Origin of the sequence: Arthrobacter sp. I3 (assembly GCF_000520575.1) — a bacterium.
GTDB classification, from domain to species: domain Bacteria; phylum Actinomycetota; class Actinomycetes; order Actinomycetales; family Micrococcaceae; genus Arthrobacter; species Arthrobacter humicola_A.
Map to the genome: position 1 here is coordinate 21,923 of NZ_AZSB01000445.1, position 13,519 is coordinate 35,441.

Annotated in this window: 15 protein-coding genes; 6 read left to right on the plus strand and 9 right to left on the minus strand. The window is 64.2% G+C overall.

What is annotated here, in order from left to right:
- Position 1: 1 nt before the first annotated feature.
- Together Y706_RS0100470 and Y706_RS0100475 are read right to left on the minus strand one after the other, a co-directional pair.
- Positions 2-862 (minus strand): alpha/beta fold hydrolase, encoded by an 861-nt coding sequence (locus Y706_RS0100470; protein WP_028275066.1) that lies wholly within the window; start codon positions 860-862, stop codon positions 2-4.
- On the minus strand, positions 859-1,800 hold the full coding sequence (locus tag Y706_RS0100475; RefSeq protein WP_028275067.1) for a 3-carboxyethylcatechol 2,3-dioxygenase: 942 nt from the start codon (positions 1,798-1,800) through the stop codon (positions 859-861). The genes Y706_RS0100470 and Y706_RS0100475 overlap by 4 nt, the downstream gene beginning before the upstream one ends.
- Before the next feature lie 473 nt (positions 1,801-2,273).
- Between Y706_RS0100475 and Y706_RS0100480 the strand changes: the two genes are divergently transcribed.
- The 3 genes from Y706_RS0100480 to Y706_RS0100490 all read left to right on the plus strand — a co-directional run bounded on the left by Y706_RS0100480 (position 2,274) and on the right by Y706_RS0100490 (position 4,851).
- Positions 2,274-3,416 (plus strand): ABC transporter permease, encoded by a 1,143-nt coding sequence (locus tag Y706_RS0100480; protein ID WP_028275068.1) that lies wholly within the window; start codon positions 2,274-2,276, stop codon positions 3,414-3,416.
- Positions 3,413-4,144 (plus strand): ABC transporter ATP-binding protein, encoded by a 732-nt coding sequence (locus Y706_RS0100485; RefSeq protein ID WP_084475799.1) that lies wholly within the window; start codon positions 3,413-3,415, stop codon positions 4,142-4,144. The genes Y706_RS0100480 and Y706_RS0100485 overlap by 4 nt, the downstream gene beginning before the upstream one ends.
- Positions 4,145-4,245: 101 nt before the next feature.
- Positions 4,246-4,851 carry a TetR/AcrR family transcriptional regulator gene (locus Y706_RS0100490; RefSeq protein ID WP_028275070.1) on the plus strand — a complete coding sequence of 202 codons (606 nt, stop codon included), beginning with the start codon at positions 4,246-4,248 and terminating at the stop codon, positions 4,849-4,851.
- A gap of 1,097 nt (positions 4,852-5,948) precedes the next feature.
- Here Y706_RS0100490 and Y706_RS30550 read toward each other — a convergent pair.
- The 4 genes from Y706_RS30550 to Y706_RS0100520 all read right to left on the minus strand — a co-directional run bounded on the left by Y706_RS30550 (position 5,949) and on the right by Y706_RS0100520 (position 8,047).
- Positions 5,949-6,242, minus strand: a complete 294-nt coding sequence (locus Y706_RS30550; RefSeq protein WP_084475800.1) for a type II toxin-antitoxin system RelE family toxin — start codon at positions 6,240-6,242, stop codon at positions 5,949-5,951.
- Positions 6,239-6,514 (minus strand): type II toxin-antitoxin system Phd/YefM family antitoxin, encoded by a 276-nt coding sequence (locus Y706_RS0100505; RefSeq protein WP_028275073.1) that lies wholly within the window; start codon positions 6,512-6,514, stop codon positions 6,239-6,241. The genes Y706_RS30550 and Y706_RS0100505 overlap by 4 nt, the downstream gene beginning before the upstream one ends.
- Positions 6,515-6,769: 255 nt before the next feature.
- Positions 6,770-6,979, minus strand: coding sequence for a hypothetical protein (locus Y706_RS0100515; RefSeq protein WP_028275074.1), 210 nt, complete (start codon positions 6,977-6,979; stop codon positions 6,770-6,772).
- Between the two features lie 39 nt (positions 6,980-7,018).
- Complete coding sequence (locus Y706_RS0100520; protein ID WP_028275075.1) at positions 7,019-8,047, minus strand: LacI family DNA-binding transcriptional regulator; 1,029 nt, start codon at positions 8,045-8,047, stop codon at positions 7,019-7,021.
- 236 nt (positions 8,048-8,283) lie between these two features.
- Here Y706_RS0100520 and Y706_RS22750 point away from each other — a divergent pair, with 236 nt between their 5' ends.
- Genes Y706_RS22750 through Y706_RS0100535 form a run of 3 tightly spaced genes read left to right on the plus strand, consistent with a single transcriptional unit; the run spans position 8,284 to position 11,747 of the window.
- Positions 8,284-9,336, plus strand: coding sequence for a uridine-preferring nucleoside hydrolase UriH (locus Y706_RS22750; RefSeq protein ID WP_043433927.1), 1,053 nt, complete (start codon positions 8,284-8,286; stop codon positions 9,334-9,336).
- Entirely contained in the window at positions 9,337-10,767 is a 1,431-nt protein-coding gene (locus Y706_RS0100530) for a uridine transporter UriT (RefSeq protein ID WP_028275076.1), read from the plus strand.
- Positions 10,764-11,747: a ribokinase gene (locus Y706_RS0100535; protein WP_028275077.1), complete on the plus strand. Its 984-nt coding sequence runs from the start codon at positions 10,764-10,766 to the stop codon at positions 11,745-11,747. Before Y706_RS0100530 ends, Y706_RS0100535 begins: the two co-directional genes overlap by 4 nt.
- 335 nt (positions 11,748-12,082) lie before the next feature.
- On the opposite strand, the gene Y706_RS22755 is transcribed toward Y706_RS0100535, so the two are convergent.
- The 3 genes from Y706_RS22755 to Y706_RS0100545 all read right to left on the minus strand — a co-directional run.
- Positions 12,083-12,730, minus strand: a complete 648-nt coding sequence (locus Y706_RS22755) for an MFS transporter (protein WP_052354947.1) — start codon at positions 12,728-12,730, stop codon at positions 12,083-12,085.
- Positions 12,730-12,876, minus strand: coding sequence for a hypothetical protein (locus Y706_RS29645; protein ID WP_216699077.1), 147 nt, complete (start codon positions 12,874-12,876; stop codon positions 12,730-12,732). Before Y706_RS29645 ends, Y706_RS22755 begins: the two co-directional genes overlap by 1 nt.
- A 31-nt stretch (positions 12,877-12,907) precedes the next feature.
- Positions 12,908-13,519, minus strand: a 612-nt coding sequence (locus Y706_RS0100545) for an IclR family transcriptional regulator (RefSeq protein ID WP_028275078.1), incomplete at its 5' end; no start/stop codon positions are given.

The following is a 13,519-nucleotide window of genomic DNA, read 5'->3' on the forward strand; positions in this document are numbered from 1 at the left end:
GTCAGGCCTTTCTGCGGAGGAAGTCGAGTGTCTTGTCGTTGAAGCTGGTGGGGTCCTCCCACTGCGGCCAGTGGGCGGCGTTGCGAATCAGCACGAATTCACCGTCCGGTATTGCTGCCGCCAGAGACTCGCCCGTCGCTACGCCACCAGTTGGCTCGTGGTCGGTCCACACGAGCAATGCCGGCATGGGGATAGCCGCATAATCTTCCTCGGTGACCTGGTTTCGCGCCCGGATATCAGGCACTTGGAGCGCCATGATGTGCTCCATTGACTTGATGAAGCCGGGGCGCCCATAAATGGCCCGACGGACCTCGACGAGCTCGTCGGTGATCTGTTCAGGATCGTGAATGACCACTTGCAGTCGGGCCTTGACGTTCCCGTACGTCGGCTCCTCGACAGCCCTCCGGCTCACCGGACTCACCCGGGCCATCGAGCTGTTGCTGATCATTCGACCGCCGGGTGCACTGAGGACAACGCTTCGCAGTCTCTCAGGGTGGTGCGCAGCGAACTTGATCGCTATCCAGCCGCCCAGGGACTCCCCGATGAGGTGCACCCGATCCAGTCCGAGTACGTCGAGGAGTTCGAGCAAGTGTGCCTCATAGTCCGGGATTTCCAGATCGGCGTCGGCGAGCGTCGAATAGCCGTGCCCCGGATAGTCGTATCCGATGACCCGGTACGTCTGGGCCAGTACCCGTATGTTGTGTGTCCACGCTTCGATGTGGCCGCTCGTGCCGTTGAGGAGCACCAGTGTCTGCTCCCCCGCGCCGACGGACAGGACGCGGGTGTTCCACTCCCCCACCTGCACGTATTCAAGGGTGTGGGGCAGATCCGCGATCTGCTCCCACATTGTCTTCTGGCTCATACTGCGTTGGGGATAGCCGCTGTGATGCCGAACCCGGCGCCCCAGGTCCGGACGGGCCAGTACCGGTCGACCACCAGGTTGTAGTCGCCCGCGGTGGACAGGGCGCTGAAGGCTGCAATCCAGGACCGCATCTCGTGGGCGGCACTGCCACCTTCGGCGATGAACTCGTCGTTATCCCAGTTGTCGACGTCGGTCAGGGAGCCCGAACGGAACACGTCGAGCAGCTTCTGGTCCCATTCAGTGTTAAGCGGTGCACTCGAGGCGCGGCCATCCGCAATGGCCTGGATGCCCTCAATGATCTTTCCCTCGCGGGCAGCCCGGTCCGCCTTCGACGGCGAATAGGAAACGAGGCGCTGCTGAATCGGCTCAGGCGAACCGTCATACACCGGGATCGGGGGGTTATGCGACAAGCCGCCCGAGGCCACCAGGAGAACGCGCTTGTCCAGCTGCTGGGCCGCCCGGCCGATCGCCTCGCCCATCATCCGAATACGGGACATGGGAGTGAGGGGCTTACCAAGCGCGTTGACGAAAACAGGCACGAACGGACGGGTGAATCCCGCACCGAAGAGGAATTCCAGCGGCTGCATCACGCCGTGATCGACCTCCAGCCGTTCCGAACGGGCGATATCGATCCCCTGCGCGATGGTCAGCGCGTGCAACTCACGTGCCACTTCGGAGTCAACGGGCAGGTGGCCCTCGAATGTCCCGTAGTCGCCGACGCCGACAGCCTGCGCGCCGATGGCGAACGGCGGCATCATCGAGTAAAGGACGCCGTTGAAGTGATCCGGGCCGAAGATCACCGTGACATCGGGAGCGAAATCCTCTACGAACGACCGAACCTCGCCCAGGGCATCGTTGATTTCCGCGAAGATCGTCCCGCCCGGATCGACGTTTCCAAATGACGGCGCGTGTGACAACGCGGCTAGCGCAAGCGACATTGCTTTCCCTCTCAGTGACTACGGCCACACTTGACCGCTTCCCTAGAGTGTAGATTCTAGATTCGATGTTCGCAAGAGCGCGCTGGCGTATCTAGTGCATCCCGGCCGTAAAGCCTGTCGCCCTGGTGAATCAAAAGCCGCTGCTGGCTACTTTGGAGTCGTTCACTGCCGGGGCGGGGGCGGCGGTCGTGGTCTGGGGTAGTTCGACGCTGTAGGCCCTATCGGAGCCATACGGCGGGCCGAACGCTGGTCGCTGGGCTATTTCACGGACGACTGGAAGTAGGTTGCAGAAGCCATCTCAGCGCTGCTTTTGCACCATTTCAGTGACCGCAGTCACGTGATTCAACTGTGAAGCTGCGGCCCTTGGGTCGCGGCGGCTGAATTTTGGAAGCTTGATCTCTTTCTGACAAGATGTCAGAAAGATGTCGACATGGCGTCAGGATCTTTCTTTCCCAACGAGATTAGGACTTTCAATGTTCCTTGCACTCCGCGAATTGATGTTCGCGCGTGGCCGCTTCAGCCTGATGGGCGGTGTGATTGCGCTCATCGCCGTGCTGATGGTGATGCTCTCCGGCCTTTCCTCCGGCCTCGTCAACGACGGCGTGTCAGGCCTCAAATCGATGCCCGTGACCGCCATCGCCTTCGCCCAGGGCACCAAGACCGATAATGCTTTCTCCCGCTCCGTCATCGATGACCAGCAGCTCACCGCCTGGCGCGGCATCGAGGGCGTGGCCGCCGCCGAAAAGATGGGCGTGGGTATGGCCAATGCCACCACCGATTCCGGCAAGCAGGTCGACCTCACGCTTTTCGGCATCGAACCCGGGTCCTTCCTGGAACCGGCCCGGTCTGCGGGCAGCGGTCTCGGGGGTCCTGACGGCATTGTCGTGTCCTCGACTGCGAAGGCTGAGGGCATCGACCTCGGCACGGTCGTGACGCTGGACCGGATCGGCACGAAGCTTAAAGTTGTTGGCTTCACCGAAGGGCAGGCCACGTTCGGCCACGTCGAGGTGGCCTACCTGCCCCTGAAAACCTGGCAGCTGATCGCCTCCGGCCAGGCCGCCGCCGGAGCCCCGAGCGTCGCGCAACTGTCCGCACTCAATTTTGATACCGCCAGCGTCGTTGCCGTCCAGGCCAAGCCCGGCGCCAAGCTGGACCTTGGCGCCGGCGACACTGCCGCCGGAACGTCCAGCAAATCACTGTCCGCCGCCTTCAATGCGTCCCCCGGCTATGAGGCCGAGACCATGACCCTGACCATGATCCAGGTCTTCCTCTACGCGATCTGCGCCCTGGTGGTCGGCGCCTTCTTCACCGTGTGGACGATTCAGCGCAAGCACGAAATCTCGATCCTGCGGGCCATCGGGGCCTCGACCGACTACCTCCTCCGGGATGGACTGGCCCAGGCCGCCATCCTTTTGGCGGGATTCACCGCGCTCGGCGTGGCCGCCGGCCTGGGACTGGGCGCCGCCATGCCGGACGCCATGCCATTCGCCCTCGAGGCCGCACCGATCGCCATCGCCACGGCTCTCACCATTGGTCTGGGCCTGATCGGTGCCGCCGTGGCCGTGGTGCGCATTTCCCGGATCGACCCGCTCAACGCCCTCGGAGGACAGCGATGACAAACCCCATGTTCTCGGCAGCCGCCGCAAGCCTTGCTGACGCACCCCAAACCACCGGCCTGTCCATCCGCCACGCGGTAATGGAACTCGGCGACGGCGACACCCGGGTGAGAGCCCTGGATGACGTCAGCCTCGATGTTGCCCCAGGCGAGTTCCTTGCCATTGTCGGGCCGTCCGGTTCCGGTAAATCCTCTCTACTGGCTGTCGCCGGTGCGCTGGCCGCTCCCGATTCCGGAACAGTCACTATCAACGGTCAGGACCTTTCCCAACTGAGCCAGGGCAAACGCGCGGCATTTCGGCTCTCAAACATTGGCTTTGTCTTCCAGTCCGGCAACCTCGTCCCGGCCCTGACCGCCTCGGACCAGCTCCGCCTGGTGAACCGCCTGTCAGGCGGGCCGAAAACGTTCGATCCCATGGCGCTGCTGGAATCCGTGGGCATGGCCCACCGGGCGGGGAACCGCCCCGGCCAGCTTTCCGGCGGTGAAAGGCAGCGCGTTGGCATCGCCCGCGCACTGGTCACCGGAGCGAAACTCCTGCTCGTGGATGAACCGACCGCGGCCCTAGACCGGGCCCGCAGCCGCGAAGTCGTGGAACTCCTCGCCCGGCAAAGCCACGAGCACGGCGTCGCAACCGTCATGGTCACCCACGACCACGACGTCCTGGGCTATTGCGACAGCGTCGTTGAAATGGTGGACGGCCGCTTAGGGGCCCCGGCCCCGGTCCGCTAACCCGCCCGACCCTGGGCACGACGACGGCGGCCTGCTCAGCAGGCCGCCGTCGCGCGCCGTACTCTTGATGCGTAAGTCTGTCAGTGTCAAAGGATCCCGCAATGCCCAGAATCAGTGCAGCCACCGTCGCGGAACACCGCGCCGCGCAGGAGCGCGCACTACTGGACGCTGCCCATGAACTCCTGCAGGAGACCTCGGAAGCGCCGACCATGGCCGACGTGGCCTTGCGGGCCGGACTCTCGAGACCGAGCGTCTACCAGTACTTCGACTCCCGGCAGGACCTGCTCCAGGCTCTGGTCCGGGACATTTTTCCGCGCTGGACCGAGCGTGTCACCGGCGCGATGGCCGCCGCTCCCACCAAAGCGGACAGCATCCTGGCCTACGCCATAGCCAACGTGGACCTTGTCGCCGAAGGAGCCCACGCCGTCGGGGCAGCGCTGGCGGCGCTGGCCCCGGGGGCCGAACTCAACGAGCAAGCCACCCGGATGCACCGCCAGCTTCAGGAACCGCTCATAGAGACGCTCACAGAGCTCGGGGTTCCGGACCCCGAGTCGCTGGCAGAGATGATCAACTCCGTCGTCCACGCCGGCACCCGCATGCTCGAATCCGGCCAAACGTCGGACCAAGTCCACTCCCACCTCAGGACATTGCTCGGTCCATTCGTGACCGAACACCACACGGTAGACACTGCTGGTACACGAACCTGAGCTTCTCAGTCATATTGACGTCATTCGTCCCGCACGGGCAGCCCTGCCTCGAATCCCACTCTCCCGGCGGTACCACGAGCGTCGACGGTCAGGGTAAGGGGGCCTCAAGGCTACCGTCCGCCGTCGTTGCGCTTAGCAAAGCGGCCGTAGCTTGACGGAAGATCCATTATCGGCACTTGGCAATTAGTCGACCGGAGTGGATTCTGGGCAACGCGTTCCGCCTATTTCCAATCCAGGCACTGGCCGCCTGAGCGCCCGGCACCTGCACAACGGCAGAGCTTTGGGCTTGGCAGGTGGGCACTCCAGCTGGGTCCTTGTGGACCGCCCAGCGCTCAGAATGACCCTGTTACTTGCGGACTCTGTAACTCTGCCAAAGCGCTACCGATAGCCGTGATTACGTCACCCCGCTGCGTTGGCCACGTAATCTAAGGCGAGCCAATTTCCAAGGAGTCAGTGCGCCAAAGTCAATCGAAGCGCCGCCAAGACTAGAAGTGCGCCAACGATGGGAATGGATCGCCGAGCATTTCGTCGCTGAAGTTCGCGTCGACGCCTTTTTGCCGGCACAAAGGCGAACCACATGTGCACCGAATCACTTCCCAGCACCGAGGTCTACGCTTGGGGGCGAGGACCTACATCGAGGAGCGCTGATGTCCTGGTTCCGCAGTTTCATCCGCCAGCATCTGATTGCCGATGACCCGGCGTCCGAGTACTCCCGTCTCGACTACCATGATGGCCTGCAGGAAAGGCCCACGAACACCCAAGAGCCGGGCAGCGTCCTGCCAGCAAGGAGCCCGGCGAACACACGACAAGCAACTCTCGCGGCGATTCAAGAACGGATCACGGCCGACGAGGACGAGTACACGTACGGACTGGTCGACCAGTCCGTACGTGACCGGCGCTATCTCCTCGCCCTTGTTCGGGACCAGGCGGCCGCACTGGCCGCCGTCAAGGCTTTGGCGGACTATCTGGAAACGCTGGGGGGCTTGACGCGCCAAGCGTTCCGCCCGGGATCGTCTCGTCCAACATCCGCAGGTCCTCCGCATCGAGCCGGCCGGGGAGAGGCCGCCCAACGACACACCTGTCCCCGAAGAGTTCGGCTAACGCGGCTTGTAGACGTCGGACCGGTGTTCGATGCGGTGGACGTACAGGGTGTGCTCTTCGATGTCCAGGGTGAACAGCACCCTGTAGTCGCCGCGCCGGGCGGTGCGGAGTCCGAGCAGTTCGTTCGTGAGGGGCTTGCTCAGCCGGTGGGGGTTGTCGGCCAGTGGGCCGGTGACGAATTCGACGATCGCTGCCGCTGCTTTCTCCGGCAGCCGCCGGAAACCCTTCATGGCCGGGCTGGTGACCTCAACGTTCCACGGTGCGGGCCCGATGGATTCCGCGTCGGTCACCGCGGCGGCAGACCGAATTCACGGCGGAGGTCTCCGCCGTTGGTCGTGTTGCCGTCGACGATGTCGCGTCGGGCCTGATCCAGGTCTTCGCGGATGCCGGGCTGCGACAGCCAGTGGATGGTTTCCTGCAGAGATTCCAGGTCGTCGGCGGACATCAGCACGGCGGATGGGTGCCCATGCCGGGTGATCTGGATGATCTCGTGCGTCGTGTCTGCTTCCTCCACGAGGGCGGACAGCTTGTCCTTGGCTTCGCTGAGCGGTACCGTTCTCATGCTGGAAATTTTAGCCTAATATCAGGCTACTGACTAGCCTTACTTTTGGCCGATAACGGACGTTACGTATAGAAGAGTCATGATTACTGCATCTGTACGTTTTGGACACAGACCTCCGGCCTACCGCTCTTGGTCGGGGTTCCGGTACCGGACCATCAGGGAACCGTAGGCGCGTTCGGCCGTCCTACTCGCACGAAGCTCCGGCAAGAATATGCAGATTGACGGAATGTCCACCATCGGCCCTTTGGCTTGGGCTCAAGAGACACGGATTTCTACTGTCATGTCGTAGGGCGGGTAGGTGAGGTCGATGCCGACATTCAATATGCCGGAGGTCTTCGTGGCCACCGAGGGGGCCTTGCTTCCGTCGGCCGCCGGGGCGGCGCCTCCGCAGCCGGAGAGGGCGAGCGACCTGCCGCCGGGTCGCAGCGGAAAGGTCGCGATCTGGAACAGGCCTCCGCCGACCACAAAAGTCCACGCCGGTGCGTTCCTACCCGAGCAAGTGGGTCAGCCTGTTGAACCGCGGACCACGAGCGAGCTGTCGAGCGTCACATGCGGCTCCTCCAGCTCGAATCCTTCCATGAGCCCACGGAGTTGCTGACCTGTTTTGCGCCCAAGCGGCATGGCGGGCAGATGCACACTGGTCAGGCCGGGGTTGCTGGTTGCCGAATAAGGCAAGTCGTCGAAGCCGGCCACGGCCAACTCGTGCGGAATGCCGACACCGGCCACCCGCGCTTCCTGCAGCACGCCGTAGGCGTGTGTGTCAGTTCCGCACACGACGGCGGTGACTCCTGTGCGCTGCCACTGCGGCCACGCCCGGGCGAAGGCCTCCGCGGCCGACCCGACATCGATCGTGGTGCTGATGATGCAGTCGGGCGCCACCGAGATACCGCGCGCCTTGGCCTCCTCGAGGAACGCCTTCCGCCGCAGATCGAAGGTGGCTGTACCGGTCACGCTGTCGATGTAGGCAGCACACGTGTGCCCCGAATCGGCGAGGTGCGCTGCCAGCTCACGTGCGCCGCGCGCGACGTCCAGGTTTACCGAGGGGGCGTATGCCTCCAGACCGGGTGCATCTAGCAGCACCAGGGGCCCGGCTGCGGATAGTTCTTCGAGGAAGCCGGCGTTGGGGGCATCCACCAGGAGGCCGGCGGGCCGGAGCGCCAGGAGCTTCCGGACGTCCTCGGCCTGTGGGAACTCACCGGCGTCGGTGACGGACAGCAGCAGCTGGTACTCGGCACCAAGGGACTCCCGCACTCCGGCGATCACCTTGGCGAAAAACGGGTTAGAGATGTCTGGGGCCACCAGGATGACGATTGAACTCACGCCCTTGGCCAGCGAGCTTCCGATGCCGTCCACCACATAGCCCAGCTCGGAGATGGCCTCCCGCACGCGCGAAATGTTGTCCTCGGACACCCGTCCTCGGGTTTTCCCGTTGGCCACCAGGGACACCGTGGCGGTGGAAACGCCGGCGCGCTCGGCCACCATCGCAGCCGTGACGCGGGCCGCGCGGGCGTTGCGCCGATCGAGGGTGTCCATGTACCGATCGTAGCCAACATTTCAAACTTTCAGGCATCTCGAGGCATCAAGCGCTTGACGTAATTTACGTTAAGCGCTTGACGTATTGCGGCGAACGATGCCAGAATCCTTGTGAATGCTTAGTGCCCTGCTCGGGCAAGGCACCCAAACCCCCAGCGGCCAGCACACAACAGGTGCAGCATGCCGGCGGGCGCGGCTGCCCGGCACCTGCAGGCCCCAATGACGTGGAGACAACAATGCAAACCCAGCCCCTGACACCGGCACCCAGGAAGATCATTCTTGACTGCGACCCCGGACACGATGACGCAGTGGCATTGCTGCTGGCTCACGGCAACCCGGATATCGAACTGCTCGCCGTCACGACCGTCGTGGGCAACCAGACCCTCGAAAAGGTCACCCGCAACGCACTCTCGGTGGCCACGATTGCGGGCATCACAGGCGTCCCGTTCGCCGCAGGCTGCGACCGCCCGCTGGTCCGCACCATCGAAACCGCCCCCAGCATTCATGGCGAGACTGGCATGGACGGTCCCGACCAGCCCGAGTCCACCATCGAGCTGGACCCGCGCCACGCCGTTGACCTGATCATCGAAACCGTGATGGCGCATGAGCCGGGTACGGTCACTCTGGTCCCCACTGCCGGGCTGACCAACATCGCCGTGGCGGCCCGGAAGGAGCCGCGCATCGTGGAACGCGTCAAGGAAGTCGTCCTCATGGGTGGCGGCTACCACGTGGGCAACTGGAGTGCCGTTGCTGAATTCAACATCATCATCGACCCCGAAGCCGCACACATCGTGTTCAACGAAAAGTGGCCGGTGGTGATGGTTGGCCTCGACCTCACGCACCAGGCATTGGCTACTCCCGAGATTGTTGACCGGATCGCAGCCATCGGCACCAAGCCGGCCAGGTTCGTCATGGAACTGATGGAGTTCTTCACCAAGACGTACAGGGACGCGCAGGGCTTCGACTACCCTCCGGTCCACGATCCGTGCGCGGTTGCCTACGTCATCGACCCCACGGTAATGACCACGCGCAAGGTCCCGGTGGACATTGAGCTGCAGGGCAAGCTGACGCTCGGCATGACCGTGGCCGACTTCCGCACGCCGGCCCCGGACGACTGCCACACCTCCGTTGCAGTAGATCTCGACCATGAGAAGTTCTGGGATCTGGTCACAGATGCGATCGTCCGGATCGGAGAGCCCGACGGCGGCGCTCCCGCCACCATGGCGGCAGCCGTCCCCGCGATGGCCGGGGCCGTTACCGCAGGCGCCGTTGCGGGAGAGGGCAAGTAAATGACCACCCTAATCTCCAACACCAAGTCCACCACCCGCGGCAACGTCACCGCGCTCGTGGTCGCACTGCTGGCCGCCTGCGTGGCCTTCCAGCTCAACGCCTCCATGCTCAGCCCCGCCCTGGTCACCATGGGCAACGAGCTTCACACGGACCAGGCCGTCATCGGTCTGTCCCAAACATGGTTCTTCACGGCCGCGGCCCTGTTCTCGCTCTTCCTGCCGCGCCTCAGTGACATCGTGGGACGCAAGAAGATCCTTCTCGGCATGATGCTGCTGATGGCCGTCGGCTCGGTCATCGCCGCCCTGGCGCCCGACATCACGTGGCTCTTCGTGGGCCGCATCATCCAGGGCGTCAGCGGCCCGACCGTCCCCCTTTGCCTCATCATGCTCCGCTCCGCGGTCAGCAACCCGAGGAAATACGGTGCACTCATGGGCCTCATCACGGCGGTCAATGGCGGCGTGGCCGGCGTCGACTCGTTTGTTGGCGGCTACTTTGCCGAGCACTTCGGTTTCCGCAGCATCTTCTGGCTCATGGTCGCCCTTGCCGTGGCAGCCGCGGTCCTGGTTGCCGTTCTGGCCGGAGAGAGCAAGCCGGCTGCCGGCACCACCATGGACTGGCTGGGCGTCTTCTTCATCGTGATCGCGGTGGGAGCACTCCTGACCGCACTAAACGAAGCCTCCAAGCTCGCCGCCGACTTCTCTGCCGGCACGTTGATGCTCGCCGTCGGTTTGGTCGTGGTGGCCGGCGCCGCGTTCTTCGCGTTCTGGACGGTGGAGAAACGCGCCAAGGCGCCCATGGTGGAAACCGTGCACCTTCGCCAGCGCTCCACCTGGGCACCGCTGCTCACCACCACGCTCACCATGACCGGCATTTTCGCCGTCATCAACGGCATCGTCCCGGCGTACGTTCAGGCAGCCGACCCCGGCTTCGGCGTCGGCCCCACCGAAATGTCCCTTCTCATCCTCACGCCATACGCGCTGCTGGGTTGGATCTTCGGTCCGATCAGCGGCCGACTGGCCCCCGTCCTGGGCTATACAAAGGTCCTGCGCATCGGCCTGCTGGGCAGCCTCGCCGCCTTGGCGCTCATCGCGTTCCTCGGCCTGAACAACCTGCCGATGATGATGATCGGCACGGCCTTGCTGGGGATCATGTACGCCGGTACGGCCAACATCATGCTCAACGGGCTTGGCGTGGTTCTCTCACCGCACGGCAACCCCGGCTTCCTGCCTGGAATGAACGCCGGCGCCTTCAACCTCGGCGCCGGGCTGAGCTTCCTGGTCCTCCCAACGGTCCTCGTCGCGACGTCGTCCATGGGGGACGCCAAAGCGTCATACATGACAGTCCTGGTCGTGGGCCTCGCCATCACCACAGCAGCCTTCGCCGCATCCCTCCTGATCCCCAAGCCCGTCGACGCCGAGGTAACCGAATGAGCACCCACGACAGCGCACCGGCATCGAGGATCGTCGTCGTTGGTTCCCTCAACGCCGACCTCACCATCTACTGCGACCGGCTCCCCCAGCCGGGCGAGACGATCCACGGCAACGGCTTCGCCGTCAATCCGGGCGGCAAGAGCGCGAACCAGGCGGTAGCTGCCAGCAAACTAGGTGGCCAGGTCAGCCTTGTGGGCGCCGTCGGCGAGGACCCCAACGGCGCACTGCTCCTCGAGTCGACGGCCCGCGCCGGAGTGGACATCTCGCACGTCCGCCGCGCCGCCGAGGCCGCCACCGGCGTCGCCATCATCTCGGTCGATGCCGCCGGCGAGAACAGCATCATCATCTCCGCCGGTGCCAACGGCACCCTGGCCCCAGCCGACGTCGAGGCTGCCGCCGATCTTTTCCGCGGCGCCGCAGTGGTCTGCCTCTGCCTGGAAGTCGGCCTCGACCCGGTTGCGGCCGCCGCCCAAGCCGCCCGCGACGCCGGCGCGACGGTCCTGCTGAACCTCTCGCCCTACGCCGAGATACCGGAGACCCTGGCCCGGTTGAGCGATGTGTTGCTGGTTAACGCGCATGAGGCTTCCCTGTTCCTGGGGAAGGAGACCATCCCCGGTGCCGACATGGACGCCGCCGAATGGGAGCAAGTGCGCAAGCAGTTCGCTGACCATGGCTTGCACCGGGTGTTGGTGACCCTGGGTGCCCACGGTTCCGTGGTGTTGGATTCCCAAGCCGCCGACTCACAACAAATCACCCGCATTCCACCTACCAAAGTCGTGGCGGTGGACACCACCGGGGCTGGCGATGCCTTCACGGGCGCCGTGGCTGCGCGGCTGGCCGACGGGGCATCCTTGGCAGAGGCCGCTGCGTTTGCCTCCGTGGCCGCGGCCTTGGCTGCCACGAAGAAGGGCACCCAGACCGCCTACCCGGACGCCGCCGAGGTAGGGCTCCTGCGCAACAGCCACACCCGCAGGACCTGATACTGCGAGTAGTGGATGCCCAACCGCAAAAAAGGTGCTCGCGGGCGTTGCGGCGGCGCCGCGTTCCCCGACGGGGGCCTGGGCGTTTTCGCTGAAAAGGTCTCACAGTCCTCGAAGACGGCCTTGATGACGTAGCGGGAGGCGACATAGAGACCGATCCGCATGGTCGTGAACAGAGCGGAGGCGGACGATCCGTTCTGGATCGCCCGCCTCCGTTCTTTTGGCTTTTCAGGCTCGTTCCTCACCACTGACTTTGCGCTCTCGCATCTTCAGTGTCGGAAACGTGTCTCCCCGGATTCTAGAGATCAGCTTTCACCGATGCCCTGGCTTCCTGCTCAGTACGACCGGGAGCGATGGAACTCCAGATAACTGCTGTTGCCGCTTGAGAGTCCGAAGGCTGCCAGCATGGTCGGGCCAAACGTGTACATCGCGAAGAGCGGAGTGACTGCTGCCAGGTAGAAAATCCCGCAGAAGACGACGCGGCGGAGACAGGCACCCTTTAGAAGAGCTGTATACCCGGCTTTCTTAACTTCTTCGATTTCGGTGGGAACCAAGTTGTGAACATCAACGTCTTCGCCGTAGAGACGTCGCGCGACGGCGTGGGCCTCTTCGAAGCGGCCTTTGGAGATGAGCCAGCGGGGTGACTCCGGCGGCCCAATGCGCAGTAGCAAGATGATGATGCCCGGGACGATCCCAGTGGCGAGCATCCAGCGCCAGGACCCGTCACCGAATACTGCGGCGAACCCGAATCCAACCATGGTTGCCACTGCGGCACCCACGAACCAGAAGACAACCAGTGATCCGACCATTGCGGCACGCTTCTTGATGGGGAGCCATTCGGTCAGCAGGGCAGTGGCTATTGGGTAGTCGGCGCCGATGGCCACGCCGATGATGAAACGTAGCGCGATGATCTGCCATGCTTCCGTCACGAATGCGCAGAGCAGCGAAGCTACGACCAAGGCAATCAAGTCGATCGTGTACATCAGTTGACGAGTTCGGGGGCCATCCCCACGAGGGCGATGCCGACGGTGCTCAGCAGCCATCCGTCCAGGAACGGGCCGCCTGCGGACTGGATGAGCAGCTTCTTGTGTGTTCTGGCAATCCAAGAAGAAACGGCGCGCAGAGCCATCGGGTCCTGCCCGGATCAGCCAACAGTGCCGTCAGCGCACTGGATTTGTTTCCCCCGGCAGGCTTCCCAGCCGTGTCGATACGCGCTCGGCGGCCTCTAGCACGGCTTCGCGCAGGATCGACTGACTTTGCATGTACTGCACGCGGGATCGGGGCGCGCTGGCTGTGATGCAGCCGACGACTTCGCCCCGGTAGTCCCGCACAGGAGCGGACACGCCGTATTCCTCGTAAGTGGTCTCGCCGTCGTTGACGGCGAAGCCCTGGTCCCGGACATCGGCCAGTTGTTCGTGGGCACGGTCCTCGAGTCCCCGATAGCCGTCTTGCAGCACTGTCCGGTCGGCCAGCAGACGGTCGGTCTCCTCGGGCGGCAGTTCGGCAAGGAACACGCGGACCGAGGAACTGGCGAACTTGTTATAGCGCGTGCCGATCGCCGCGCTGTGCTTGACCTGGTGAGTGGAAGCCGTTTGTTCCACGACAATCGCGTTGCTGCCGTTCCAGACGGCGATCGCGGCCGTCTCGCCGGTGGCCTGTGTGAGTTCTTCGAGGTGGGGCAGGGCGGCACGGCGGACGCTAAGCTCGGCCAGCAGTGGTCCGGCCAGGCCGATCATCCCGAGCCCGAGGCGGTATCGCCCTGTTTCCTCGTC

What these genes read in the sequence shown, in the direction of transcription:
- Y706_RS0100535 (WP_028275077.1), top strand. Translation starts at nt 10,764, where the DNA reads ATGAGCACCCACGACAGCGCACCGGCATCGAGGATCGTCGTCGTTGGT.
- Y706_RS0100480 (WP_028275068.1), top strand. Translation starts at nt 2,274, where the DNA reads ATGTTCCTTGCACTCCGCGAATTGATGTTCGCGCGTGGCCGCTTCAGC.
- Y706_RS0100485 (WP_084475799.1), top strand. Translation starts at nt 3,413, where the DNA reads ATGACAAACCCCATGTTCTCGGCAGCCGCCGCAAGCCTTGCTGACGCA.
- Y706_RS22750 (WP_043433927.1), top strand. Translation starts at nt 8,284, where the DNA reads ATGCAAACCCAGCCCCTGACACCGGCACCCAGGAAGATCATTCTTGAC.
- Y706_RS0100505 (WP_028275073.1), bottom strand. Translation starts at nt 6,514, where the DNA reads ATGAGAACGGTACCGCTCAGCGAAGCCAAGGACAAGCTGTCCGCCCTC.
- Y706_RS0100530 (WP_028275076.1), top strand. Translation starts at nt 9,337, where the DNA reads ATGACCACCCTAATCTCCAACACCAAGTCCACCACCCGCGGCAACGTC.
- Y706_RS22755 (WP_052354947.1), bottom strand. Translation starts at nt 12,730, where the DNA reads ATGTACACGATCGACTTGATTGCCTTGGTCGTAGCTTCGCTGCTCTGC.
- Y706_RS0100520 (WP_028275075.1), bottom strand. Translation starts at nt 8,047, where the DNA reads ATGGACACCCTCGATCGGCGCAACGCCCGCGCGGCCCGCGTCACGGCT.
- Y706_RS29645 (WP_216699077.1), bottom strand. Translation starts at nt 12,876, where the DNA reads ATGGCTCTGCGCGCCGTTTCTTCTTGGATTGCCAGAACACACAAGAAG.
- Y706_RS0100475 (WP_028275067.1), bottom strand. Translation starts at nt 1,800, where the DNA reads ATGTCGCTTGCGCTAGCCGCGTTGTCACACGCGCCGTCATTTGGAAAC.
- Y706_RS0100470 (WP_028275066.1), bottom strand. Translation starts at nt 862, where the DNA reads ATGAGCCAGAAGACAATGTGGGAGCAGATCGCGGATCTGCCCCACACC.
- Y706_RS0100490 (WP_028275070.1), top strand. Translation starts at nt 4,246, where the DNA reads ATGCCCAGAATCAGTGCAGCCACCGTCGCGGAACACCGCGCCGCGCAG.